The organism is Streptomyces piniterrae, assembly GCF_005048155.1.
Taxonomy (GTDB): Bacteria; Actinomycetota; Actinomycetes; order Streptomycetales; family Streptomycetaceae; genus Streptomyces; species Streptomyces piniterrae.
Genome location: NZ_SUMB01000006.1, coordinates 370,225 through 395,541 on the forward strand (window position 1 = coordinate 370,225; position 25,317 = coordinate 395,541).

Below are 25,317 nucleotides of genomic sequence, written 5' to 3' on the forward strand. Positions count from 1 at the left end.
CGAGCGGAGCGAGGTTTCGGCATGAGTGCGCTCGGCATACCTGAGGGGCCGCGCCGGCCCGCTGTCGTCACCGGCATCGGGGTGGTCGCCCCGACCGGTATCGGGGTCCGCCGGCACTGGGAGTCGGTGCTGGCCGGCAAGAGCGGCCTGAGCCGCATCACCCGCTTCGACCCGTCCTCGTACCCGGTGAAGGTGGCCGGGGAGGTGCCCGGTTTCGAGGCCGGCGACCAGGTTCCCGGCCGGCTCGCCGTGCAGACCGACCGCTATACGCACTTCGCCCTGGCTGCCGCCCAGGCCGCCCTCGCCGACGCGGACGCCGACCCGGCGCAACTGCCCGAGTACGAGATGGCCGTGGTCACCGCGAGCTCCTCCGGCGGCACCGAGTTCGGCCAGCACGAGATGGAGCAGCTCTACCAGCGCGGCCCGGCGTGGGTCGGCGCCTACCAGTCGATCGCCTGGTTCTACGCGGCGACCACAGGACAGGTCTCCATCCGCCACGGCATGCGCGGCCCCTGCGGCGTGATCTGCGCCGAACAGGCCGGCGGACTGGACGCGTTGGGCCAGTCCCGGCGGCTGCTGGACACCGGCTCCCGGCTGGTGCTGGCCGGCGGTACGGACGCCTCGCTGTGCCCGTACGGCCTGACCGCCCAGCTGCCCACCGGCGCGCTGTCCACCGAGGACGATCCGACACGTGCCTACCTGCCGTTCGACGAGTCCGCCGGCGGCTACGCCCCGGGCGAGGGCGGGGCCATGCTGGTCGTCGAGACGGAGCAGGGCGCCCGCGAGCGGGGCGCCGGGCACTACGGCCGGATCCTCGGCTACGCCGCCGGGTTCGACCCGCCGGCCGGCTCCACGCGTCCGCCCGTGCTCGCCTCGGTGATCCGCCGGGCCCTCGCGGACGCCGGGGTCACCGCGGACGCCGTGGACGTGGTGTTCGCCGACGCCGTCGGCGTACCGGACCTCGACCGGGCCGAAGCCGGTGCGATCAACGAGGTGTTCGGAGCCGGCCGGGTGCCGGTGACCGCACCCAAGACCCTCACCGGCCGGTTGTACGCGGGCGGTGCGGCGCTGGACGTGGCGACCGCCCTGCTCAGCCTGAGCGCCGGCGTCATCCCGCACACCGCTGGCCCCGGCCGCCCCGCCCCCGGGCTGGACATCGACCTGGTCGTCGACCGCCCACGGCACACCGCACCCCGGATCGCCGTGGTCCTGGCCCGAGGGCACGGCGGCTTCACGTCCGCGCTGGTCGTGGACGCCGGGGACCGCACCGACCACATCAAGTGAGCCCTCATACGAGAAAGGCAGGAAGGCATGAGCGCATTCACCGTGGAGGCCCGATTCTGATGGCGGGCCACACCAGCAACTCCGTTGTCATCGACGCCCCGATGGACCTCGTCTGGGAGCGCACCAACGATGTGGCGTCCTGGACCGAGCTGTTCAGCGAGTACTCCGTCGCCGAGATCCTGGAGCAGGACGGCCCGACCGTCACCTTCCGGCTGGCCCTGCACCCCGACGAGAACGGCAAGGTGTGGAGCTGGGTCTCCCGGCGCACCACCGACGTCGCGACCCGTACCGTCCGCGCCCACCGCGTGGAGACCGGCCCGTTCGAGCACATGAACATCCACTGGGAGTACACCCAGACCGACGACGGCGTCCGGATGCAGTGGACCCAGGACTTCCACATGAAGGACGGGGCGCCGCTCGACGACGCGGGCATGACGGACCGCATCAACCGCAACACCGTGGTCCAGATGAACCTGATCAAGGAAAAGCTGGAGGCCGCCGCGCGCGCCGCCCTCACCGCCCGAACCCGCTGACGCAACAGGAGGCAAACACCGTGGAACTCGGACTGCGCGGCAAGAAGCTGCTCGTCACCGGAGGCACCCGGGGCATCGGCCGGGGCATCGTCCTGGCCGCCGCCCGCGCCGGCGCCGATGTGCTCACCTGCTACCGCCAGGAGAGCGAGTACGTCGAGAGCCTGCGCCGTGAACTCAAGGAGGCCGGCGGCGACCACCACGTCATCCGCGCCGACATCGGCGAGATCGCCGAGGTGGACCGGCTCGTCGAGGAGGCCGGAAACCGCTACGGGCGGCTCGACGGCGTCGTGAACAACGCCGGCACCATCACCCACATACCATTCGCCGAGCTGCCGGCCGACGAGTGGGCGCGGGTCATCGACACCAACCTCACCGCTTCGTACCGGGTCATCCAGCAGGCACTGCCGCTGCTCGGCCCCGGTGGCTCGGTCGTCAACATCGGCTCCCGCGGCGCCGCCGCCGGCATCCCGCTGCGCGCCCACTACACGGCCGCGAAGGCCGCGGTGATCGGCCTGACCCGCTCGCTGTCCAAGGAGCTGGGCGGCAAGGGCATCCGCGTCAACGTCGTCGCGCCCGGCGTCATCGAGACCGAGGCGTTCGCCGACATGCCGGCGGAGCGCGCCGAGGGCCTGCGTGCCACCTACTCGCAGAAGACCGCGCTCGCCCGCCTGGGCACCGTCGAGGAGCTGGCCGCACCGGTCCTCTTCCTGCTCAGCGATCTCTCCGCGTACGTCACCGGCGAGACGATCAATGTCGACGGAGGAATCTGACGTGTCCCAACCGGTATTCAGAGTCATGCTGCGCATGCAGATAAAACCCGGCATGGGCGCTGAATTCGAGCGGGTGTGGAAGGAAGTCGGCGAGTCCGTCACCAGCCACCCGGCCAATATCGGCCAATGGCTCTCCCGCGGCGCCGAACAGGGCGAGGAGGACGTCTACTACATCGTGAGCGACTGGGTCGACGAGCCGCAGTTCCGCGCGTTCGAGACCAGCGACCGCCACCTCGCGCACCGCACCAGGCTCCACCCGTACCGCAGCGGCGGCTCCATGACGACCATGCACGTCGTCGCCGGCCTCGCCGGAGCGGCCGCGTGACCGCCCCCGCCACCCCGTCCGTCGAGGTGGTGCTCTACCACCTCACCGACCGGGAGGCGGCCGTCGTGGCCGCGTACCACGAGGCCAGCCGCCGGATGGCCGGCACTCCCGGCCTCCTGGGCAACCAGCTGATGAACCAGGTGGGACGATCCGACAGCTATGTCGTGATCAGCCACTGGGACAGCTGGGAGTCCTTCGAGAAGTGGGAGCGCGGCGCGGGGCACAAGGACCAGACCGCCCCGCTGCGCGAGTTCCGGGACACCGGGCGCGAGCATCCCTTCGAGATCTACAAGGTCCTCGCGAGCTACTGACCCGCGCACGGACGCCGCCTGCCGGGCCGAGCCCGCGACGGCCCGGCGGGCGGCCGCCCGCCGCTCCCGTACGGAATCCGGAAAGCCGAATTCCATGGCAGGAAGCCGAGATCGGAATTCCGCTCGAAGCGGGGTCGAAGAACGCTGGACCCGGGTGGTAACTCCCCTTTCCCTGTGACTGAATGAGTTCCGAGAGAAATCTGATTTCGCGAACTGAACGATTGAATCCGCCCCGTCTTATGAGGGAGCCCCACGTGGCCAGTGCCGCGCCGACGAGCAAGATACTCGAGCTGTTCGACTCCGATTTCATAAGCGACCCGCACCCCACGCTCGCGAAGCTGCGCGAGGAGTCGCCCGCCCACCTCGTGGCCACTCCCAACGGCCTCAAGACATGGCTGGTGACCCGCTACGAGGACGCCAAGGCGCTGCTGACCGACCCTCGGGTGAGCAAGGACATGCGCGTCGGCTACGGCCTGGTCCCGCAGAACTTCGCGGACCCCGAGAAGCAGGCGCACTTCCAGGCACAGCGCGGAACCCGCAAGCAGTTCGCCACCGAACTGAGCACCACCATGCTGGACAGCGACCCGCCGGACCACACCCGCCTGCGCAAGCTCGTCGCCAAGGCGTTCACCATGCGTCAGGTCGAGGCACTCCGGCCGCGGATCACCGAGCTGGTGACCGAACTCCTGGACGCCATCGAGGACCGGGACGAGGTGGACCTGATGGACGCCCTCAGCTTCCCGGTCCCCTTCACCGTGATCTGCTGGCTGCTCGGCGTGCCGCCGGAGGACCGCGACAAGTTCCGCCGCTGGTCCAACCTGCTCACCTCGGGCCAGGGCAGCGAGGAAGCCCTCGACGCCAGCCAGGACATGGTCGGCTACCTGCGGGCGCTCATCGCGGACAAGCGGGAGAACCCGGCCGACGACATGCTGACCGCGCTCATCGAGGCGACCGACGAGGGCGAGAAGCTCGACGAGATCGAACTGATCTCGATGGCCTTCCTGCTCCTCGTCGCCGGCCACGAGACCACCGTCAACCTGCTCAACACCGGCACCCTGGCGCTGCTGACCAACCCGGACCAGCGCGCGCTGCTGGCGGCCGACGCCGGCCTCTGGGACAGCGCCATCGACGAGTTCCTGCGCATCGACGCGCCCCTGGCCAACGCCACCTGGCGGTTCACCCTGGAGCCGATCCGGCTGGGCGACGTACTGATCCCCAAGGGCGAGTTCATCACCATCTCGCTGAGCGCCGCGGGCCGCGACCCGAAGCGCTACACCGACCCGGACCGTGTCGACATCACCCGCAAGAACTCCGGACACCTGGCGTTCGGGCACGGCATCCACCACTGCATCGGCGCGCCCCTGGCCCGGCTCGAAGGCCGCATCGTGCTCGGCGAGTTGTTCCGCCGGTTCCCCCGGCTGAGCCTCGCCACGCCCAAGGACGAGCTGTCCTGGCGGCCGAGCTTCAACCTGCGCGGGCTCGCCTCCCTGCCGGTCCGGCTGCGCTGACCCGCGCGGCCACCCGCCCCTCCGCACAACCAGCCGTCCGCAACACCAGCCGACCGCAACACCCGTCGCAGTAAGGAGACTTCCGTGAACCGTCCGTCCTGGGCACCGCCCGAGGTCGACATAGAAAAGCCGAGCATCGCCCGGGTCTACGACTACTGGGTCGGCGGCACGCACAACTTCCCCGCCGACGTCGCGGTCGCCAAGTCCATCGCGGACAAGAACCCGCTGCTGCCCCGCACCCTGCGCTCCAACCGGGCCTTTCTGCGCCGCGCCGTGAGCGAGCTGACCACGCTGGGCATCGACCAGTTCCTCGACGTCGGCTCAGGCATACCGACCGAGGGCAACGTGCACGAGATCGCCTTCGAGAACAACCCCGACAGCCGGGTGCTGTACGTGGACATCGACCCGGTCGCGGTGGCCCACGGCAAGGCCATCCTCGCCGGCAACACCCAGGCCGCGTCCCTCCTCGGCGACCTGCGCAAGCCCGGCGACATCTTCGCCGCGCAGGAGACCAGGGACCTGATCGACTTCTCGCGTCCGGTCGCACTGATCCTCGCCGCCGTCCTGCACTTCGTCAGCGACGCGGACGACCCGAAGGCCATGCTGCGGGAGTTCACCGACAAGCTCGCCCCGGGCAGCTATGTCGTCATCTCGCACGCCGGCATGGAGAAGAAGCCGGCGCCCGAGGAGGTTCCGGCCTCCGCCTCGCAGACCTACCAGGAGAACGTCAGCGAGGTCTACTGGCGCGACATCAACGAGGTCACCGCACTGTTCGAGGGCCTTGAGCTCATCGAGCCCGGCGTGGTCCCGGTTCCGCTGTGGCGCATCGGCCCGGAGGGCGACCCCGAGGGCTTCGGCGCCGAGGCACACGCGCTGGCCGGTGTGGCGAAAAAGGTCTGAGCCGCCGGGCGTCCGCACCACCGAACCGACGATCTGGCGGGAATGGAGCAACTGATGAAGACCGATCTGCACAACAAAGTAGTGCTGGTGACGGGGGCTTCCTCGGGCATCGGACGGGCCACGGCCCTCGCCTACGGCGCGGACGGCGCGCGCGTGGCGATCACCTACCACAACAACAAGGAAGGCGCGGAGGAGACCGCCCGGCTCGCCCGGGAGGCCGGCGCCGCCGACACCCTGACGGTCCGTTACGACCTCAACGACGAGACCGTCATCCGGGACTCGGTCAAGACCGTCGCCGACACCTGGGGCGGAATCGACGTCCTGGTCAGCAACGCCGTGGTGTGGTCCGAGGGCATCCCGCGCCCCGGCCGGGTGATGCCCGCCTTCGAGGACGCCGACCCGAAGCTGTGGCAGGAGGTGCTGCGCAGCACCGTCGACGCGACCTTCCACACGATCGCCGCCGCGCTGCCGGCCATGCGCGGCCGCGAGTGGGGCCGCATCGTCATGGTGTCCTCCGGCCTCGCGGACTACGGCATGGTCGGAGGCGCTGCCTACGGTGCCTCCAAGGCCGGCCTGCTGGGCATCGCGCGAAGCCTCACCTGGGAGCTCGCCTCGGAGAACATCCTGGTCAACGTGGTCGCCCCGGGCCAGACCATGACCGAGAACGTGCGCCGGATCGCCCCGGCGGCGGCGCTGGAGGCCAAGGCGAAGACCCTCCCGTCGGGCCGGCTCTCGGTGCCCGAGGACGTGGCCAACACGATCGTGTTCCTCGGCTCCCGCGCCAACGGCAACATCAACGGCCAGACCATCCGGGTCACCGGCGGAGCCTGACACCCGCCGCGGCCCACCGCCGCCGCGTCCGGGGACGGGCGCGGCGGCCCGGCTGCGCCCCCGGTTTCCCGGCCGGTGACCTCGACCATCAGAAACGAAGAGACTCCGATGACCGAAGAAACACCGAAGTTCACCTTTCCCTTCCACCGGGACTACCCGACGCGCTGCCCGGTCGACTTCGCCGCGCTGCGCGAGGAGCGCGTGGCCGAGCTGACGATGCCCAGCGGCTCGCCCGGCTACATGGTCGGCCGTTACGAGGACGTCCGCCGGGTTCTGCTCGACCCCCGTTGCAGCGCCGATCTGCACCGCCCCGGCGTACCGCTGATGACCAACTGGCCGCCGCTGGAGAGCCTCAACTTCACCGACCCACCGCAGCACACCCGACTGCGGCGGCTGGTCGCGAAGGCGTTCACCCCCGAGCTGGTGGAGAGCTTCCGCCCGCGCATCCACCAGCTCACCAACGAACTCCTCGACGAGATGGAGCAGGGCGGCGACTCGGCCGACATCGTCGAGGCGTACGCGCATCCGCTGCCGATCAACATGATCTGCGACCTGCTGGGCGTACCGCGCGGCGACCGGTCCCAGTTCCGCAAGTGGTCCGAGGCGTTTCTCGTCCTGGAGAACAATCCGGTCGACGAGATCCAGGCCGCCGCCGGGGAACTCCGCGAGTACCTCGGTTCCCTCGTCGCCGACAAGCGGCGGGCCCCCGGCGACGACGTCCTCAGCGCGCTGGTCGCGGCGCGGGACGTCGACGACCAGCTCAGCGAGGGCGAGCTGGTGTCCACCGCCACCCAGCTGCTCATGGCCGGCCACGAGACGACGTTCCTGCAGATCGGGCTGTGTGTCGCCACGCTGCTGCTGCACCCGGAGCAGCTCGCCGACCTGCGCGAGCACCCGGAGCTGATGCCCAACGCGGTCGAGGAGCTCATGCGCTACCAGGGTCCGGGCGACGGCGCCGCCTACCGGATCCTGCTGGAGGACATGACCTTCGGGGACACCACCATCCCCGCGGGCAGCGGAGTCCTCGCCGCGATCAGCGCCGCCAACCGGGACGAGGAGCGCTTCCCGGACGCCGGACGGCTCGACATCCGCCGCGAGGACCCCCGCCACCTCACCCTCGGCCACGGCATCCACCACTGCCTGGGCGCCCCGCTGGTCCGCATGGAGATGCAGATCGCCCTGACCAACCTGTTCGACCGGTTCCCCACGCTGAAGCTCGCGTGCACCGAGGACGAACTCGAATGGATGCCCGGACGGCTGCTCAGCGGCTTCCGCACCGTCCCCGTCACCTGGTGACCGCCAACCCCGATTCCCGTGGAGGAACCATGCGCGTCGTCCGCTACTACGAGCACGGCGACCCGAACGTGCTGCGCCTCGAGGAGGCGCCCAAGCCGGAGCCCAAGCCCGGCGAGGTGCTGATCCGCGCCGAGGCGATCGGCGTCAACTTCGCCGACGTCCAGAAGCGCCAGGGCCTGCCGATCGGCGGCCCCGCCACCCTGCCCGCCGCGCCCGCCGGTGACGTGGCCGGCGTCGTCGAGGCGGTCGGCGCGGGCGTGACCCACGTGTCCGAGGGTGACCGCGTCGTCGCCCCGGTGCGCTACGGCGCCTACGCGGAGTACGCGACCGCCTACGCGGCCACGGTGTTCCCGATCCCCGGGGCCATCGACGCCGCGCAGGCCACCGCGCTGCCGAGCCCCGGTGAGACCGCCTACCACGTGCTCACGACGGTGGGACGGCTCAAGGCCGGCGAGACCGTCCTGATCAACGCGGCCTCCGGCGGCATCGGCCACCTGCTGGTGCAGCTCGCCCGTGCCCGCGGCGCGGGCCGCATCATCGGCACGGTCGGTTCGCCCGCCAAGCTCGATTTCATCCGCTCCATCGGCGCCGACGTCGCGGTGTGCTACGGGCACGAGGACTGGGTGGACGAGGTCCGCGCGGCGACCGGCGACAAGGGTGCCGACCTCGTGCTGGAGACCGTCGGGAACGAGGTCCTGGCCCAGAGCATCCGGCTGGCCGCCCGCTTCGGCCGCATCGTCTGCTACGGCGGCGCGTCCGGCGAGCGTCCGCCGGCCATCTCGCCCTGGGACTTCATCGACATGAAGTCGCTGCACGGCTTCAACCTCTACGCGCTCTTCCAGGACCGTCCCGAGGTGATCGCCGAGGGCCGCAGGGAACTGCTCGGGTATGTGGAGTCGGGCCAGGTCACGCCCGTAGTGCACAGCCGCCTTCCGCTCGAAGAGGCGGTCAAGGCACACGAGTTGATGGAGGCTCGGCTGCACACCGGGAAGGTCGTGCTGGTTCCCTGACCGCCCGGCGGTCGGGCCCGGATCGACCCGAACATGCTTGCACCGTTCCTGGATCTTCCGCTAAGGTGCTGGGTATCTGTAATCGACACAGAGGAGTGGCGAGAGCAAAACGAACACCGAAGAACCGTGATCAGCATCGAGCTGACGACTGATCAACGGTTGAGAGGGCCGAAAGGCCGGAGTCGGACAGGATCCGACCACCCCATCTCCGCTGCTGGTGACAGGCAGCGTTCTTCATCGATTTCGTTCTGCGTACTCCCACTGTGGGCGATGCCCCGTATCACGGCACCGCTCCTCGATTACAAGGATTCCTCATGGCTTCCCGCTCATCCGAGCCTGCCGTCGACGCTCCTTCCGCACCGGCTCCGTCGACCAAGACCAACGCGGTGGTCCTCACCCTCATGGTGGCGGTCTTCCTCTCCCTGCTCGACTCCCAGATCGTCGCCACCGCACTGCCCCGCGTCGTGAGTGACCTGGGCGGACTCGACCAGTTCGCCTGGGTCACCACCGGCTATCTCATCGGCGGCAGCGCCGCCGTCCCCGTGTACGGCAAACTCGGAGACCTCTTCGGACGCAAGCGCGTCTTCATGGCCTCCATCATCGTGTTCCTCGCCGGATCGGCGCTCTGCGGCATCGCCCAGACGATGCCTCAGCTCATCGCCTTCCGCGTCATCCAAGGCATCGGCAGCGGCGGCGTGTTCATCTGCGTCCTCGCCCTCATCGGCGAGATGTTCTCGCCACGTGAAGGCGCCCGCTACTACGGCTGGTTCTCCGTCACCTTCGGCGCCGCCTCGCTCGCCGGCCCCACCCTCGGCGGCATCCTCACCGAACTCGCCAGCTGGCGCTGGGTGTTCTTCGTCAACCTGCCGGTCGGCGCCGTGGTCCTGGTCGTCGTCTCCTCGCTGCTGCGCCTGCCCGTCCAGTCCAAGAAGGCCCACATCGACTACGCCGGCGTCGTCCTGCTCGTCGTCGCGATCGTCGGCCTGAACCTGCTCACCGGCTGGGCCGGCGTCAAGTACGCCTGGAGCTCGCCGGTCATCCTCGGCCTCGCCGCCGGATCCGTCCTCGCGGTAGTGCTGTTCATCCTCTCGCAGCGCCGCGCGGTGGACCCCGTCGTGCCGCTCCGGCTCTTCGCCAACCAGACCTTCAGCATCGTCGTCGTCCTCGGCTTCATCGCCGGATTCGTCGGCCTGGGCCTGATCAACTACCTGGTCCTGTGGCTCCAGACGGTCCTCGGTCTCGACGTCCAGAAGTCCGGCTACATCCTCACCGCGATGATGCTCGGCGTCGTACTGACCTCCTGGATCAGCGCCAAGGTCATCGGGCACACCGGCTCCTACCGCTGGTTCCCGGTGCTCAGCATGGCCGTGTTCGCCGTCGCCGCCGTGCTGTTCTCCACCGCGGGACCCGAGACCGGTGTCGCCCTCGCGATCGGCTACGTCCTGCTCTTCGGGATCGCCGGCGGCCTCAACTCCCAGGCCCTGAGCCTGGCCGCCCGCAACACCGCGAGCATGCAGGACATCGGCGCCGTGCAGGGCACCGCCACCCTCATGCGGCAGCTCGGCACCGGCCTCGGTGTCTCGTTCTTCGCCGCCCTGATGACCGCGCGCCTGGGCACCCGGCTCCAGGAACGCCTCAGCGGCGAATCCGGCGTCCACATCGACAAGGACGGCTCGCTGTCGCCCGAGGTGCTCGGCCGCCTCTCCGACTCCGTCCGCCTCGAACTCGCCGACATCTACGCGGACTCGCTCCGCCCCATCTTCTACGCGGTGATCCCGATCGTCCTCGTCGGACTGGTCGCCGCGCTCTTCCTCAAGGACATCAAGCTCGCCGGCGGCCACGGCCACGGCGGCGCCGGATCCGAACAGGCCGGCGACGACGCCACGGCCGACTCCTCCGCCGCCCGCGGCGAATCCTGACTCTCCCACTCACTTCACGAGTGGCTTCCCCGCACGGCGTCCGCCGTGTCGCACATCCCAAGGAGATACACGCATGATTCTGGTAACCGGCGCCACCGGCAATGTCGGCAGCGAACTCGTCGCCCAGCTCGCCGCCGAAGGCGTGCCCGTGCGGGCCATGACCCGTTCGCCCGAGAAGGCCAAGTTCCCCGCGGGCGTCGAGGTCGTCGCCGGCGACTTCGACAAGCCCGAGACCCTCCCCGCCGCCCTCGACGGCGTCGACCGGGTCTTCGTCGTCCCGCCGGGCTACGGCCCCGAGGGCCCCGTCCAGGAGCGCACCCTCGTCGCCGCCGCCCGCGAGGCCGGCGTCAAGCACATGGTCAAGCTCTCCACCAGCGGCGTCGGCTTCGACGCCACCGACCCGCTGACCTCCGGGCACCGCCAGGGCGAGCAGGTCATCCGGGAATCCGGCCTGGCGTGGACCATCCTGCGCCCCGGCACCTTCATGGTCTACCTCTACGGATACGCCGACACCATCGGCAAGGAGCGGACCATGTACGTCACCGAGGGCGACCCGGTCTCCGCGATGATCCACCCGCGGGACATCGCCTCCGTGGCGGCCAAGGTCCTCACCACCACCGGCCACGAGGGCCAGTCCTACACACTCACCGGCGGCGAGGCCCTCAGCCCGCAGCGCCAGGGCGAGATCGTCGGCGAGGCCCTCGGCCAGGAGGTCAAGGTCGTCGAGCGCACCAAGGCCGAGACCCAGGCCGAGTTCGACCGCCTGGGCTGGGGCGGCCCCCGCCTGGAGGCCCTGCTGGAGCTCAAGCGCCAGTCGGCCGCCTGGGACTGGAAGATCTCCGACTCCGTCGAGAAGATCACCGGAAAGGCACCGCTGACCCTGCGCAACTGGGTCGACGAGAACATCCACATCTTCGGCTGAGCCGACCCGCACCACGTGGGGCCGGTGTGCCCGGGACTTCCCGGGCGCACCGGCCCCACGCCGTTTCGGCACTCCGGCGGGGTCCAGCCGAACACCAGGCCCGTTCGAGACGGCCTCTCCATGCTGAGACCCACAGCGCAAGGGCCCTCGACGCAGTGGGGAGTACGACAGATGACGCGCAGCCCGCTTCACACCCGGCTGGGCCGGACGGGGCTGGAGATCAGCAGACTCGCCTTCGGCACCGTCAACTTCGGCGGCCGACTGGACGAGCCAGGTGCACACCGGCTGCTCGACCACGCCGTCGCACAGGGCATCACCTTCCTCGACACCGCCAACACCTATGGCTGGCGCGTCCACAAAGGCCACGCCGAGGAGGTCATCGGCACCTGGCTGGCGGCCCGCACGGGCCGGCGCGACGAGGTCGTCCTCGCGACCAAGGTGGGCGACCCCATGGGCGAGGGCCCCAACCGGCAGGGGCTGTCGGTCCGGAACATCGTGTCCGCCTGCGAGGCGTCCCTGCGGCGGCTCGGCACCGACTGGATCGACCTGTACCAGATCCACCACGTGGACCGCAGCGTCCACTGGGACGAGGTATGGCAGGCCATGGAGATCCTCGTCGCCCAGGGCAAGGTCCGCTACGTCGGATCCTCGAACTTCGCCGGCTGGGACATCGCCTCCGCCCAGGAGGCCGCCCGGCAGCGCCACTTCCTGGGCCTCGCCTCCGAGCAGTGCGTGTACAACCTCGTGACCCGCCATGCCGAACTCGAGGTGATTCCCGCGGCGCAGGCCTACGGACTCGGCGTCCTCGCCTGGTCGCCCCTGCACGGCGGCCTGCTCAGCGGCGTACTGCGCAAGCTGCGGGAGAACACCGCGGTCAAATCGGGGCAGGGCCGTGCGATGGAGGCGCTGGAACACCACCGCGACATCATCGACGCCTACGAGAAGCTCTGCGCCGGCCTCGGGCGTGACCCCGCGGAGGTCGGCATGGCCTGGGCCCTGTCCCGCCCTGGTGTGACCGGGCTGGTCATCGGGCCCCGCACCGAAGCACATGTCGACGGCGCCCTCGCCGCCCTGCACGCACCGCTGCCCCAGGACGTACTGGACCGGCTCGACGGTCTCTTCCCCCCGGTCGGCCGCGGCGGACCGGCGCCCGACGCCTGGCTTTCTTGACCCACCGACGAAAGGAACGGCCCTCTCATGGCCAAGGACGGATTCACCGACCCGCGGATTGTTCCCCACGAGTCGGACCAGGAACGCGACGCCCGTGAGCGGCTGACGAAGCTCCTCGTGGAAAGCCCCATCCCGCCCAAGTACCTGATCGACAACCTGCCCGTCTACATGCGCCGCCACCAGCTCGCCGACCTGCTCTCCATGGACGCGCTGTACCGCATGCTGCCCGAAGTCCCGGGCACCATCATGGAGTTCGGCGTGCTGCACGGCCGTCACCTGGCCACGCTCACCGCCCTGCGGAGCATCTACGAGCCGTACAACTCGCTGCGCCGCATCGTCGGCTTCGACACCTTCACCGGCTTCCCCGAGGACATCGAGGACGTCGACAAGGTCAGCACCAGCGCCGTCCCGGGGCGTTTCGCCGTACCGGACGGCGAGGTCGACCATCTGCGTGAGGTCCTCGCGGCCCACGAGGCCACCGAGCCGTTCGGGCACACACAGCGCTCGTTCGTCATCCAGGGCGACGTCCGCGAGACCGTTCCGCAGTACCTGGAGGAGAACCCCGAGACGGTCATCGCCCTGGCCTACTTCGACCTGGACCTCTACCAGCCGACCAAGGAACTGCTGGAGGCGATCCGGCCGCACCTGACCAAGGGCAGCATCCTCGCCTTCGACGAGCTGGCCCACCCCAAGTGGCCGGGCGAGACCACCGCACTGCGCGAGGTGTTCGGCCTCGACCACGCCCCGCTCCGCCAGCTGCCGGGCCGGGAGCCGCCGGTCATCTACATGAAGTGGGGCGAGTGACCGGACGACTGACGAGGACGAGCCGATGCCGACCACATCAACGCTCAGCGCGCGTGAGGACGTCGGGCTGCCGGCCCGGCTGGCCCGCTCCGCCGCGAGCCACGCCGGATCCCGGATATCCGTCGACGACTTCACCAGCTGGCTCGCGTACCGGTCCATGGTGAACCGGTTCCGGGTGGAGCGGATCCCGTTCGCCGACATGAACGCCTGGTCGTTCCACCCGGACACCGGGAACCTGGTCCATGACACGGGCCGGTTCTTCAGCGTCGAAGGCCTGCACGTCACCGTGGGGGAGGGCCCCTTCCCCGAGTGGCAGCAGCCGATCATCAACCAGCCCGAGGTCGGCATCCTCGGCATCCTCGCCAAGGAGTTCGACGGCGTCCTGCACTTCCTGATGCAGGCCAAGATGGAGCCGGGCAACACCAACCTGATCCAGCTGTCGCCGACGGTGCAGGCCACCCGCAGCAACTACACCAAGGTGCACAAGGGCGCCGACGTGAAGTACCTGGAGTACTTCACGGGGGTGGCCGAGGCGACGGTGCTGGTCGATGTGCTGCAGTCCGAGCACGGTGCCTGGTTCTACCGGAAGTTCAACCGCAACGTGGTCGTCGAGACCACCGAGGACGTCGCCCTCGACGACGACTTCTGCTGGCTGACGCTGGGTCAGATCGGCGAGCTGCTGCGCCGTGACGACGTGGTCAACATGGACTCGCGGACCGTCCTCGCCTGCCTCCCGGTCCCCTTCGACGAGGCCGGCGCCCTGCACACCGACGCCGAACTGCTGTCGTGGTACGCGGCGGAGCGCTCCCGCCACTCCGTCGACGTCCGCAGGATCTCGCTGGCCGGAGTGTCCGGCTGGCGGCGCGGCGCGGACTCCATCGACCACGAACTCGACTGGTACTTCCGGGTGGTCGCGGTGCGGGTGCAGGCGTCCAACCGCGAGGTCGGCGCCTGGACACAGCCGCTGTTCGAACCCCGGGGCTCCGGCGTCATCGCGTTCGTCACCCGAAGGATCGGCGGCGTCCCGCACCTGCTGGCGCACGCCAGGGTGGAGGCCGGCTTCATCGACTCCATCGAGCTCGCGCCGACCGTCCAGTACACACCGCGGCACTACGCACACCTCACCGGGGACGCCCGGCCCCCCTTCCTCGACCTGGTGCTCGCGGCCGGTCGGGACCGGATCCGGTACGAGGCCGTCCACTCGGAGGAGGGCGGCCGCTTCCGCAACGCGCAGGCGCGCTACCTGATCGTCGAGGCCGACGAGAGCGAGGCGCCCGACGAGCCGCCGCCGGGCTACCGCTGGCTCACCGCCGGGCAGCTGAACACGCTGCTGCGGTACGGCCGCTATGTGAACGTGCAGGCCCGCACGCTCATGGCCCTTCTCAACTCACACTCCGTCAAGCTGTGACGACCCAGGGAACCCGGTGATGACGACCCAACCACCCGAACAGACCGGTACAACTGACGTGCCCGCCAGGGAACTTGCCGTCAAGGGCGCCTACGTGTTCACCCCGAGGGTGTTCCCCGACGACCGCGGCCTGTTCGTGGCCACCTATCAGCGACCGCTGTTCGCCGCCGCGACCGGGCACCCCTTCCCCGTCTTCCAGGCCAGCCAGAGCCACTCCCGCCGCGGCGTGGTGCGCGGTGTGCACTTCACCTCGACCCCGCCGGGCACGGCCAAGCACGTCTACTGCGCACGGGGCCGGGCGCTCGACTTCGTCGTCGACCTCCGGGTGGGCTCGCCGACCTTCGGCCGGTGGGACTCGGTCCTGCTCGACCAGGAGCACTTCCGCTCGACGTATCTGCCCGTCGGGGTGGGGCACGCGTTCGTCGCCCTCGACGACGACACCGCGATGGTGTACCTGATGTCCGGGCCGTTCGTCACCGAGAACGAGCACGCCATCTCCCCGCTGGACCCGGCGCTCGGCCTGCCGGTCACGCTCGACGGGATCGAGCCGGTCCTGTCCGAACGCGACATCGTGGCCCCCACCCTGGAGCAGGCGCTGGACCTGGGCCTGCTGCCGGACTACGAGACCAGCCTCGCCCTGGAGGCGGCGCTGTGACCGCCCCCGCCGCCCGGCCGCTGGTCGTCGTCCTCGGCGCTTCCGGCTACCTGGGCACCGCCGTCACCCGCGAACTCGCCGCGCGGGACATCCGGCTCCGCCTGGTCTCCCGCCGCCCGGCGGGTGTGCCCGAGGGCGCCCGCGCCGTGATCGAGGAGTTCGGCGCCGACCTGACCGACCGGGCGCGGCTCGCCGCGGCCGTCGAGGGAGCGGACGTCGTCGTCCACCTGGTGGCCCGGATCGCCGGTGCGACCTCGTGGCGCGGCGCCGCCGCCGACCCCGCCATCGAGCGGGTCAACGTCGGCCTCGTCCACGACCTCGTGGACGTGCTCAGGGAGAACGCCGTGCCGGGCCGTCGCCCCGCGGTGCTCTTCGCCGGGACGGTGGCATCGGTCGGCGTCCCCGGCAAGGTCCGTATCGACGGTTCGGAGCCGGACGACCCCAGGAGCGCCTACCCCCGGCAGAAGCTGGCGGCCGAGCGGGCGCTCAAGGCCGCCGGCGAGGAAGGCCTGCTCCGGGCCGTCTCGCTGCGCATGCCGACCATCTTCGGCCCGGGGCCGAAGGACACCGCCGCCGAGCGGGGCGTGGTGGTCACCATGATCCGGCGCGCCCTCCAGGGCAGCCGCCTGGAGCTGTGGGACCGCACCGTGCGCCGGGAGATGATCCATGTGACGGATGTGGCCCGTGCCTTCGCCGCCGCACTCGACCACGTCGACGCGCTCGCCGGACGCCACTGGCTGATCGGGACCGGGCGCAGCGAGCCGCTCGGCGACATGTTCACGGCGATCGCCGCGGCCGTGGCGGACCACACCGGCGCGGAACCCGTCCCGGTGGTCGAGGTCCCGCCACCCGCCGAGGCCGAGGCCACCGACCTCCAGGGCATGGAGGTGGACGCGTCCGCCTTCACCCGGATCACCGGCTGGCACCCGGTGGCGGAACGGTCCGTCGCGCTGCCCGCCCTGGTCGCCGAGGTCGCCGCCCGCGCCGTCCCGAGCCGGGTCCGAACGGGGAATCCGATGACCGCAAACGCCGGCCGACCGGGCCGTTGAATCGAGAGGTTGATCATGCGAGTACTCCTGGCCTGTGCCGGCATCAAGACGCACTTCTACAAGGTGGTCACCACCGCCTGGGCGCTGCAGAACGCCGGGCACGAGGTGCTGGTCGCCAGCCACCCCGTCCTGGTCGACGACATCGTCCAGGCGGGCCTGTCCGCCGTCGCGGTGGGCACCGACCACACCATGTTCGCCCCGGCACCCGCCGGCACCACCTCCTACAGCCGCGAATGGGACTTCACGTTCTCCACCCCCGAGACCCTGACCTGGGAATATCTGCACGAACTGCATGAGTCGCTGGTCGGCAGGTTCCACACCACGCTCAACAACGACACCTTCGTCGACGGGATGGTGGACTTCGCCCGCCGGTGGCAGCCCGACCTGGTGCTGTGGGAGCTCGGCACCTACGCGGGCGCCCTCGCCGCGCGCGCGGTCGGCGCGGCGCACGCCCGTATCGTCTGGGGCCAGGACGTGACCATGCGGGCCCGCGAGGAGTTCCTCGCACTCAACCGCGCGCGCCCGGCGGACCAGCAGAGCGATCCGCTCGCCGACTGGCTGGGCGAGGTCGCCGCCCGCTTCGGCGACACCTTCGACGAGGAACTCGTCACCGGCCAGTGGACGGTGGATCTGCTGCCCGAGAGCGCCCGGCTGAAAACCAGCCTCAAGATCGTCCCCAGCCGCTATGTGCCGTACAACGGCCCCTCGGTCGTCCCCACCTGGGTGTACGAGCCCCCCGAGCGCCCCCGCGTCTGCCTCACCCTCGGAGTCGCCGGACGCGAGCGCGGCCTGGACTACATCTCGCAGGCCGACCTGCTCGACGCCGTCGCCGACCTCGACATCGACATCGTCGCCACGATGGACAGCCTCCAGCGCGAGAACCTGCGGCAGGTGCCGGACAACACCCGCCTGGTCGACTTCATCCCGCTCCAGGCCCTCCTGCCGAGCTGCTCCGCCATCGTCCACCACGGCGGATCGGGCACCTGGGGCACGGCCATGCTCTACGGCGTCCCGCAGGTCGTGATCGCCGCCACCTGGGACACCCCGGTCAAGGGCCGGCACCTGGAGCGCGTCGGCGCCGGGCTCTACATCCCGGCGGGCGAACTCAAGCCGGACCGCCTGCGCGAGAACCTCGTCCGGGTCCTGGAGGAGCCCTCCTTCCGTGCAGCGGCGGAACGCCTCCGCCAGGAAGCCCTCGCCGAACCCAGCCCCAACGAGACGGTCCCGGCCCTCGAACGCCTGACGGCCCAGCACCGCGCCCGGTGACACCCGGCCGGGCCTCTCCCACCCACCTTGCCGGCGAAGCGCCGCAAACCCACGGAGCGAACACGTGAAGGCACTCGTCCTGTCCGGAGGTTCGGGGACCCGGCTGCGGCCGATCACCCACACCTCGGCGAAGCAGATGGTCCCCGTAGCGAACAAACCCGTCCTCTTCTACGGCCTCGAAGCCATCGCGGACGCCGGGATCGAGGACGTCGGCATCATCGTCGGCGAGACCGCCCAGGAGATCCGGGATGCGGTGGGAGACGGCTCGAAGCTGGGGCTGCGCGTCACCTACATCCCGCAGGAGGAGCCGCTGGGCCTCGCCCACGCGGTGCTGATCGCCCGGGACTTCCTCGGCGACGACGATTTCGTGATGTATCTCGGCGACAACTTCATCCTGGGCGGCATCACCGGGCTCGTCGACGAGTTCCGCAGGGAACGCCCCGACGCGCAGATCCTGCTGACCCAGGTCCCCGATCCCCGGGCCTTCGGTGTCGCCGAACTCGACGACCGCGGCCGGGTGATCGGCCTGGAGGAGAAGCCGACCCACCCCAAGAGCGATCTCGCTCTGGTCGGCGTCTACCTCTTCACCCCCGCCGTGCACGCGGCGGTCCGGGCCATCAAGCCGTCGTGGCGCGACGAACTCGAAATCACCCATGCCATCGAGTGGCTGATCCACCACGGCAGGAACGTCCGCTCCACGACGATCACCGGCTACTGGAAGGACACCGGCGGAGTCGAGGACATGCTGGAGGCCAACCGCACCGTTCTGGAGACGCTGGCCACCCGGATCGAGGGCGAGGTGGACGACACCAGCGAGATCACCGGACGGGTGGAGATCTGCGAAGGCGCCGTCGTCCGCGGCTCGCGCATCGTCGGCCCCGCCATCATCGGCGCCGGCACCGCGGTCACCGACTCCTACGTCGGCCCGTTCACCTCGATCTCCGAGAACTGCCGTGTGGAGGACAGCGAGATCGAGTTCTCCATCGTCCTCGGCGATTCCTCCATCACCGGCGTCCGCCGGCTGGAGTCCTCCCTCGTGGGACGCAATGTGCAGGTCACCCCCGCGCCCCGGACCCGTGCGGCGCACCGTCTCATCCTCGGCGACAACAGCAAGGTACAGATCTCGTCATGACGAACAGGATCCTGGTAACCGGAGGAGCCGGCTTCATCGGCTCGCACTACGTCCGCACGCTGCTCGGCGCCACCGGCCCGGGCGATGTCCGCGTCACCGTCCTCGACAAACTCACCTACGCGGGGAACCCGGCCAATCTCGACGCGGTACGCGGCAGCGCCGCATTCGCCTTCCAGCGGGGCGACATCTGCGACGCCGCGCTCGTGGACCGGCTGGTCGCGGACCACGACCAGATCGTCCACTTCGCGGCCGAGACCCACGTCGACCGCTCGATCACCGGCGCGGACCCGTTCATACGCACCAACGTCGTGGGGACGCAGATCCTTCTCGACGCGGCCCTGCGGCACGGCACCGAAACCTTCGTCCACATCTCCACGGACGAGGTCTACGGCTCCGTGGACCACGGCTGCCTGGAGACCGAACCGCTGAACCCGAGCTCCCCGTACTCGGCCTCCAAGGCCGCCAGCGACCTGCTCGTCCGCTCCTACCACCAGACCCACGGCCTGGACACCCGAGTGCTGCGCTGCACCAACAACTTCGGGCACCACCAGTTCCCGGAGAAAGTCATCCCGCTGTTCATCACCAACCTCCTCCAGGGCCGCAGCGTGCCGCTGTACGGCGACGGCGGCAACATCCGGGAGTGGCTGCACATCGACGACCATGTGCGCGGCATCGAGCTGGTACGCGCCCAGGGCAGGCCCGGTGAGATCTACAACATCGGCGGCGGCACCGAGCTGTCGAACCGGGAGCTGACCGAGCGGCTGCTCGCCGCCTGCGGTGTCGGCTGGGAGAGGGTCGACTTCGTCGCGGACCGCAAGGGCCACGACCGGCGCTACTCCGTCGACTTCAGCAAGATCCGTACGGAGCTCGGATACCGGCCGGAGCGGGACTTCGACGCGGCCCTGGCCCGGACCGTCGCCTGGTACCGCGAGAACCGGGCCTGGTGGGAGCCGCTGCGCGCACACGAGCCGGCAGCCGCCTGACCGCCAACCGACCGGGGACCGTACGAAGGAGAGAGCCGTGGGAAGCCCGAGCAGGTCGCACGACCGCGGTGCCGCGCCGCCGCGCGAGGACACCCGGAACCGGAAGGACCGTGCCGGGCGGAGGTATGTGCCCCCCATGCCGGACGGCGGCGCCCCCGGCCCCGGAGCCCGGCGCGGTTTCGTCACGCTGCTCGGCGTCGACCTCTGGGAGCGGTTCAGCTTCTACGGGATGGCCGCGATCCTGGTGCTCTACCTCACCGCGGCCCCCGCCGACGGCGGCCTGGGCATGGCCCCGCAGACCGCCACCGCGCTGTTCGCCGCGTATATGTCCCTGAACTTCATGGCCGGACTGCCCGGCGGCTGGCTGGCCGACCGGGTGCTCGGCGCCCGCCGCGCGGTACTCCTGGGCGGCGCTCTCATCGCCACCGGGCACGCCGTCCTCTCCCTCACCTCCGCTCCCGCGCTCTACGCCGGGCTCGCGCTCATCGTCGCGGGCACCGGCCTGACCAAGCCCGCGCTGGCCGCGATGGTCGCCGCCGTCAGCGGTGCCGGAAAGCGGGAGGAGGCGTTCTCCCGCTTCTACATGTGCATCCAGTTCTCCGCGCTGCTCGCCCCCGTCGTCACCGGGCTGCTCGCCGAGAAGGTCGCCTGGCATCTCGGCTTCGCCGCGGCGGCCTTCGGCATGGTGGTGGGCCTGGGCCAGTTCGGTTTCGGCCTGCGCGCCTTCGCGGAGGTCGGCCGCCGGCCGCCGCGCCCGGTCTCGCGCGCGGAGGCGCGTACGGCGGTCCGGCGAGCGTCCGTGGTCCTCGCGGTCGCCGCCGCCGCGGTCACCGCGGTCGCCCTCGGCGTGCTGCCGCTGACCGCGGTGCTGGCGCTGCTGGGCCTGCCCACCCTGACCCTGCCGTTCGTCTATCTGCGCACGCTGAGCCGCCGTACACCCGTCGACGGCAACCGGCTCTCGGCGTTCACCGCCGTGATGGGGGCCTCCGCCGCGTTCTGGATGATCTTCGCGCAGAGCGGCTCCGTGCTCTCCCTGTTCGCGGAGCGCCACACCGACCGCGCCGCCCTCGGCTTCGACATACCCGCGAGCTGGTTCCAGTCGGTGCACCCGCTGTTCGTGCTGCTGCTGGCCCCGTTCGTGACGCGGCTGCGCGGGGCGGTGACCACGAAGTTCGCGGGCGCGCTGGTCGCGGCGGGACTGAGCTTCGTCATCATGGCCGCGGCCACCGTCGCGGCCCAGGACGGCCCGGTCTCCATGGGCTGGCTGATGGGGGTCTATCTGCTGTATTCCTTCGGCGAGATCGTGCTCGCCCCGGCCGGGCTGGCGCTCGCCGCCGCCGTCGCACCGGCCGGTTTCACCAGCCGCTTCCTCGCCCTCAACGGCATGTTCGCCGCGGTCGGTGTGGTGCTGGGCGGCCAGCTCTACCGGCTGACCGCGGTTCTCCCGCTGTCCGTCTACTTCCTGCTCATGGGCACCGCCGTGCTCGCCGTCGGTGCCGCCGTGGCCGCCACCGCGCGACGCCTGCGCCCGCACCTGCCGTGACCGGATCGCTGTCCGTGGCCGGTGGGGACTGGAACACTTCGGCCAGGTGCTGATCTGACGGACGGACAGGGGGCGTGGCGTCGCGTGAACGCGGTGAACGGCGGCAGCGGTGGCAGGGACGGCATCGGCGGAAGCGTCGACAACAGCATTTCCGGTGGCACCTTCGGGCCCGTTGTCCAGGCCGGGCAGGCCACCGTGCACTTCCACGGGATCACGCCGCCGAGGGTGCCCCGTATGCGGCCGCCCTCGCCGGAGGGGTTCGTGGACCGGGAAGGTGTTCGCGCGAGGCTGGACGCGTTGTGCGGCGCGCGTGACGGGCGGACTTCGGCGCAGATCGCGGTGATCAGCGGGCCGCCGGGGATGGGCAAGACGGGCTTGTTGGTGCACTGGGCGGCCGGGCGGGAGGCGGAGTTTCCCGGCGGAGTCTTCTACGCGGATCTGAGTCCTCGGGGGAGTCTGTCGCCGTGCGATCCCGCCGGCGTGCTGGAGGCCTTCATCGGGGCGCTGGGGACGCCGCGGGCCGAAATGCCGGCCGGAACCGCGAACTTGGCGGCGTACTTCACCTCGCTCACGGCCGGGGCGCCCTGTCTGGTGCTGCTGGACGGTGTGGTCAACCCGGCTCAGGTGGTGCCGCTGCTGCCGGGGCACCCGGCGAGCATGGTGGTGCTCACCAGCCGGCAACGGCTCAGTGGGCTAAGGGCCCTTGCCCCGTCCCGGCCCAGGTACTTCCCGCTCGCGGGCCTTGATGACGCCGCCTGCACCCAGCTCTTCAGACGGGCCTCCGAGATGGACGAGCCGGAGGAGATGGGCGGGACGGAGGAGCTGGACGAGACGGGTGCGGTACGGGCCGAGAGCGAGCCCGACGCGTTGCGTGTGGTGATTCCCGCGCTGGGCGGGCTGCCGCTCGCGGCGCGTATAGCGGGGGCGCGTGCGGCGGATCCGTTCGGTGGCGGGGTTCGCGAGCTGGCCCGGCAACTGACCATGCAGCGACCGCTTTTGGAGGCGCTCACCGTGCCCGACGACTACCCGGCCGCCCTTCGCGTCGCCTTCGGCGGTCTGTATCATAGCCTCGACGCGGAAACGGCGTATGTGTTCCGTGCGCTGGGCTCGCATCCCACGCCGGAGTTCGCCGACGGGTTGGTGGAGGCGCTGGCCGGTGGGGGCATGGCGGGTGCACGCGCCAGACGGGCTCTGCTGGAGGCGAATCTGCTGGATCCGGCGGGGGAGGGGCGCTGCCGGATGAATCGCCTGGTGCATGAATACGCCCGTGAGTTGGCGGGTGCGGAGGGAGCGGAGCCGGACGGCGCGGGGAGTGTCGTCGACTGGTATGTGCGGCGGGCCGCGGCCACCGAGGCGCTGGTGTCGCAGCGGTGGCGGTTCGGCCCGATGTTCGCCCATCCCGCGCTGCTCGCCGCCGTCTTCGACAGCAGGGAGCAGGCCCTCGACGCGATGGAGGCGGACCGTGAGAACCTCGCGGCCGTCGTCGAACTCGCCTATGGGAAGCGGCGATACGACATCGTCTGCCAGCTGGTCGAGGCGCTGCACGGCTTCTTCTTCCGGCGCAAGCACCACGTTCTCTGGATCGAGGTGTGCGGCCGGGGCGTGCGGGCCGCCGAGCGTCTGGGGAACGACGGCGTGCTCGTGGCGGCTCGTATGCACTACGAGATGGGCTTCGCGTTGATCGACCGGGGGTCCGACGAGGACCTCGCGGCGGCTCGGGAGCACTACGGGCGGGCGTTGGCGCTGGCCCGGGAGGCGGCCCACCCCCGCACCGAGTCCTCCGCCCTGGAGGGGCTCGGGCAGATCGCCTCGCGCCAGGGACGCCCCCTGGAGGCCCTCGATCTGTTCGGGCAGGCGCTGCGGGCGCTGGGCAGCCTCGACCATCCGCGCGGACGCGCCCTGCTGGAGCTGCACCGGGGTGTTGCCGCCGGTGCTGCCGGGGAGCACGAGGAAGCCGCGGGACTGCTGCTGTCGGCGCGTCGCCAGTTCGCCGGGCTCCCGGAACCGGATCGGTTCAACGAGGCGAAGAGCCTCACCCGTTACGCCCAGGCCCGCCTTGCGGCGGATCGTCCCGATGAGGCGCTGGCGCGGATCGAGGAGGCACTGCGACTGTTCGCGGAGAGGGCGGTCGACGCGCCCAAGGAGCGGGCGGACGCCCTTCTCGTGCGGGGCGACGCGCTCGGCGCGCAGGGGGAGCGCGAGCGGGCCAGAGCTGACTGGGAGTCAGCTCTGGCCGTCTACCGGCGGCTGGGGAGTCTCCAGGCGGAGCAAGCGCTGCGCCGGCTGGCCGGGACGACTCCCGGGCAGGGGCGGGACCAGGGGCAGCGATAGGGACAGCGACAGGGGCAGAGGCGCGGGCGACTCGCCGGCATCGGCATCGGAGCCGGCGGGCTCGGGGCCGATGGCGACATCGATCGTGACCTCGGCGGCGTCGTCCTCCTCGTCGCGGGTCAGCCAGGCGTGGAGCGCGGAGGCGGCCACGGCGGGCTCCGTCCACCAGGCGCTGCCGCCCCAGCGGGCCGTGAACTCGCGTCCGTCGCGCAGGTGGAGCGTGCAGTCGCCGGCGGAGCCGGCAGGGGCGGGGACGGCCACGACGATGCAGCCGGGATGGCGGGTGAACAGCCGCTCGGGCGCCGGCGTCGGCCCCCGCGGCGTCGACCTGCGGATCACCACGATGTCGGCCACGCCCGCCCAGCGCTCTTCGGGTTCACCTTCCTCGACAACGACATGAGGGTCCGTCAGGTGAGTTCCGCGCTCCCCCTGAAGGGCCGCCGGATAGCGCCGGACGGTCACCTGGGGGCGTCCGGGTCCCTCCTCGCCCGCTTCGGCATCGGTGAACCGCGTCGCCACGAACAACGGCTGGGCGAGCGGAGTGCGACGGGGCGCGGTCCGCTCAACCGGCAGCGCGACGGGGCGCGGCACGACAGGATCCACCGGTTCGGCGAGTCCCAGATGGGCGTAACAGAGCTCGCGCAGCCGGGAAAGCGCCTCGCCGGGGCGGGAGGTGACCTGGGCGGCGGCCCGCGCGATCCGGGCGTCGCCGGGCTGCCGGCGGGCGGCGTGCGCGAGCTGCTGCCGGAGCGGCAGGGACGGCGATACGCGCGGCAGCAACTCGCCGAGCCGTGCCATGGGCGAGCCGGCGGCCACGCAGTCGTCGTCGAAGGAGGCGAGCAGACCGGGGAGCCCGTGCGCGGCCGCGTAGAGGGTCAGCGAACCGTGATCGCCTATGAACGCGTCGGCCGCGCAGATCGCGGCTTTCCAGCTATCGCTTTCCGGGGTGGGTACGAGGAGTCCCGCGCGGATATACGGTTCCAGCCAGGAGCGGATCTGCCAGCCGCCGTGCCAGTGCCAGGCGTTGGGGTGGATGGCGGCGAGGGCGCGGTATTCGTCGACGGGGAGTTCGGCGAGGGCGCGCCGGATGATTCCGGGATCGCTCGGGGCGCCGGGGGCGGGGCTGCGGCCCAGGAAAGAGCGCTCGCCCCATGTCGAGGTGAGCAGTACCAGCTTTTGGCCGGGGCGAATTCCGAGGGCCGTACGATATTCCTCGCGGAACGGGGCGGAAATCCGGATCTGGTCGGCACAGGGATCGCCGATCACATGGGATCGGGGGACGGCCTCGGGGCAGCCGCGGCGCAGCCGTTCGCGCTGCTCGTCATGGGACAGCACGATCGCGGCGGGAATCAACTCGCCCTCGTGCT

The 25,317-nt window shown here is 70.8% G+C and carries 23 protein-coding genes; 22 read left to right on the plus strand and 1 reads right to left on the minus strand.

Features of this window, described 5'->3' with window-relative positions; translation table 11 throughout:
- Window positions 1-21 precede the first annotated feature (21 nt).
- The 22 genes from FCH28_RS20145 to FCH28_RS20250 all read left to right on the plus strand — a co-directional run bounded on the left by FCH28_RS20145 (window position 22) and on the right by FCH28_RS20250 (window position 23,950).
- Window positions 22-1,284 (plus strand): ketosynthase chain-length factor, encoded by a 1,263-nt coding sequence (locus FCH28_RS20145; protein WP_136741437.1) that lies wholly within the window; start codon window positions 22-24, stop codon window positions 1,282-1,284.
- Window positions 1,285-1,343: 59 nt separating this feature from the next.
- A complete protein-coding gene (locus FCH28_RS20150) occupies window positions 1,344-1,817 on the plus strand; it encodes an SRPBCC family protein (RefSeq protein WP_136741438.1) in 474 nt (157 codons plus the stop codon).
- 20 nt (window positions 1,818-1,837) lie between these two features.
- The gene (locus FCH28_RS20155; RefSeq protein WP_136741439.1) at window positions 1,838-2,587 is read left to right on the plus strand and encodes an SDR family NAD(P)-dependent oxidoreductase; all 750 of its coding nucleotides are present in this window, start codon (window positions 1,838-1,840) and stop codon (window positions 2,585-2,587) included.
- Entirely contained in the window at window positions 2,568-2,912 is a 345-nt protein-coding gene (locus FCH28_RS20160) for an antibiotic biosynthesis monooxygenase family protein (RefSeq protein ID WP_136741440.1), read from the plus strand. Before FCH28_RS20155 ends, FCH28_RS20160 begins: the two co-directional genes overlap by 20 nt.
- Entirely contained in the window at window positions 2,909-3,223 is a 315-nt protein-coding gene (locus FCH28_RS20165; RefSeq protein WP_246103031.1) for an antibiotic biosynthesis monooxygenase family protein, read from the plus strand. The genes FCH28_RS20160 and FCH28_RS20165 overlap by 4 nt, the downstream gene beginning before the upstream one ends.
- A gap of 254 nt (window positions 3,224-3,477) precedes the next feature.
- A complete protein-coding gene (locus FCH28_RS20170; RefSeq protein ID WP_246103033.1) occupies window positions 3,478-4,731 on the plus strand; it encodes a cytochrome P450 family protein in 1,254 nt (417 codons plus the stop codon).
- An 84-nt stretch (window positions 4,732-4,815) separates the two neighbouring features.
- Window positions 4,816-5,631: an SAM-dependent methyltransferase gene (locus FCH28_RS20175; protein ID WP_136741442.1), complete on the plus strand. Its 816-nt coding sequence runs from the start codon at window positions 4,816-4,818 to the stop codon at window positions 5,629-5,631.
- Between the two features lie 54 nt (window positions 5,632-5,685).
- A complete protein-coding gene (locus tag FCH28_RS20180) occupies window positions 5,686-6,462 on the plus strand; it encodes an SDR family NAD(P)-dependent oxidoreductase (protein WP_136741443.1) in 777 nt (258 codons plus the stop codon).
- A 108-nt stretch (window positions 6,463-6,570) separates the two neighbouring features.
- Window positions 6,571-7,758, plus strand: a complete 1,188-nt coding sequence (locus tag FCH28_RS20185; RefSeq protein ID WP_136741444.1) for a cytochrome P450 — start codon at window positions 6,571-6,573, stop codon at window positions 7,756-7,758.
- Between the two features lie 29 nt (window positions 7,759-7,787).
- Window positions 7,788-8,768: a quinone oxidoreductase family protein gene (locus tag FCH28_RS20190; protein ID WP_136741445.1), complete on the plus strand. Its 981-nt coding sequence runs from the start codon at window positions 7,788-7,790 to the stop codon at window positions 8,766-8,768.
- Between the two features lie 314 nt (window positions 8,769-9,082).
- Complete coding sequence (locus tag FCH28_RS20195) at window positions 9,083-10,687, plus strand: MDR family MFS transporter (protein ID WP_136741446.1); 1,605 nt, start codon at window positions 9,083-9,085, stop codon at window positions 10,685-10,687.
- A 73-nt stretch (window positions 10,688-10,760) separates the two neighbouring features.
- On the plus strand, window positions 10,761-11,609 hold the full coding sequence (locus tag FCH28_RS20200; RefSeq protein ID WP_136741447.1) for an SDR family oxidoreductase: 849 nt from the start codon (window positions 10,761-10,763) through the stop codon (window positions 11,607-11,609).
- A 171-nt stretch (window positions 11,610-11,780) separates the two neighbouring features.
- Window positions 11,781-12,779, plus strand: coding sequence for an aldo/keto reductase (locus FCH28_RS20205; protein ID WP_222852443.1), 999 nt, complete (start codon window positions 11,781-11,783; stop codon window positions 12,777-12,779).
- Between the two features lie 27 nt (window positions 12,780-12,806).
- Window positions 12,807-13,583, plus strand: a complete 777-nt coding sequence (locus tag FCH28_RS20210) for a class I SAM-dependent methyltransferase (RefSeq protein ID WP_136741449.1) — start codon at window positions 12,807-12,809, stop codon at window positions 13,581-13,583.
- Window positions 13,584-13,608: 25 nt separating this feature from the next.
- The gene (locus FCH28_RS20215) at window positions 13,609-14,991 is read left to right on the plus strand and encodes an NDP-hexose 2,3-dehydratase family protein (protein WP_136741450.1); all 1,383 of its coding nucleotides are present in this window, start codon (window positions 13,609-13,611) and stop codon (window positions 14,989-14,991) included.
- Between the two features lie 19 nt (window positions 14,992-15,010).
- Window positions 15,011-15,646 (plus strand): dTDP-4-dehydrorhamnose 3,5-epimerase family protein, encoded by a 636-nt coding sequence (locus FCH28_RS20220; RefSeq protein WP_281289737.1) that lies wholly within the window; start codon window positions 15,011-15,013, stop codon window positions 15,644-15,646.
- Entirely contained in the window at window positions 15,643-16,695 is a 1,053-nt protein-coding gene (locus tag FCH28_RS20225) for an NAD-dependent epimerase/dehydratase family protein (protein ID WP_136741451.1), read from the plus strand. The genes FCH28_RS20220 and FCH28_RS20225 overlap by 4 nt, the downstream gene beginning before the upstream one ends.
- A gap of 15 nt (window positions 16,696-16,710) precedes the next feature.
- The gene (locus tag FCH28_RS20230; RefSeq protein WP_136741452.1) at window positions 16,711-17,961 is read left to right on the plus strand and encodes an activator-dependent family glycosyltransferase; all 1,251 of its coding nucleotides are present in this window, start codon (window positions 16,711-16,713) and stop codon (window positions 17,959-17,961) included.
- Window positions 17,962-18,025: 64 nt separating this feature from the next.
- Window positions 18,026-19,093 (plus strand): glucose-1-phosphate thymidylyltransferase, encoded by a 1,068-nt coding sequence (locus FCH28_RS20235; RefSeq protein WP_136741453.1) that lies wholly within the window; start codon window positions 18,026-18,028, stop codon window positions 19,091-19,093.
- Complete coding sequence (gene rfbB / locus FCH28_RS20240) at window positions 19,090-20,076, plus strand: dTDP-glucose 4,6-dehydratase (protein WP_136741454.1); 987 nt, start codon at window positions 19,090-19,092, stop codon at window positions 20,074-20,076. The genes FCH28_RS20235 and rfbB overlap by 4 nt, the downstream gene beginning before the upstream one ends.
- A gap of 37 nt (window positions 20,077-20,113) precedes the next feature.
- Window positions 20,114-21,619, plus strand: coding sequence for a peptide MFS transporter (locus FCH28_RS20245; RefSeq protein WP_136741455.1), 1,506 nt, complete (start codon window positions 20,114-20,116; stop codon window positions 21,617-21,619).
- An 84-nt stretch (window positions 21,620-21,703) separates the two neighbouring features.
- Entirely contained in the window at window positions 21,704-23,950 is a 2,247-nt protein-coding gene (locus FCH28_RS20250) for a tetratricopeptide repeat protein (RefSeq protein ID WP_136741456.1), read from the plus strand.
- Here the strand turns inward: FCH28_RS20250 and FCH28_RS20255 are convergent.
- Window positions 23,843-25,303 (minus strand): hypothetical protein, encoded by a 1,461-nt coding sequence (locus FCH28_RS20255; protein ID WP_136741457.1) that lies wholly within the window; start codon window positions 25,301-25,303, stop codon window positions 23,843-23,845. The two genes, FCH28_RS20250 and FCH28_RS20255, sit on opposite strands and share 108 nt — an antisense overlap.
- Window positions 25,304-25,317: the final 14 nt, after the last annotated feature.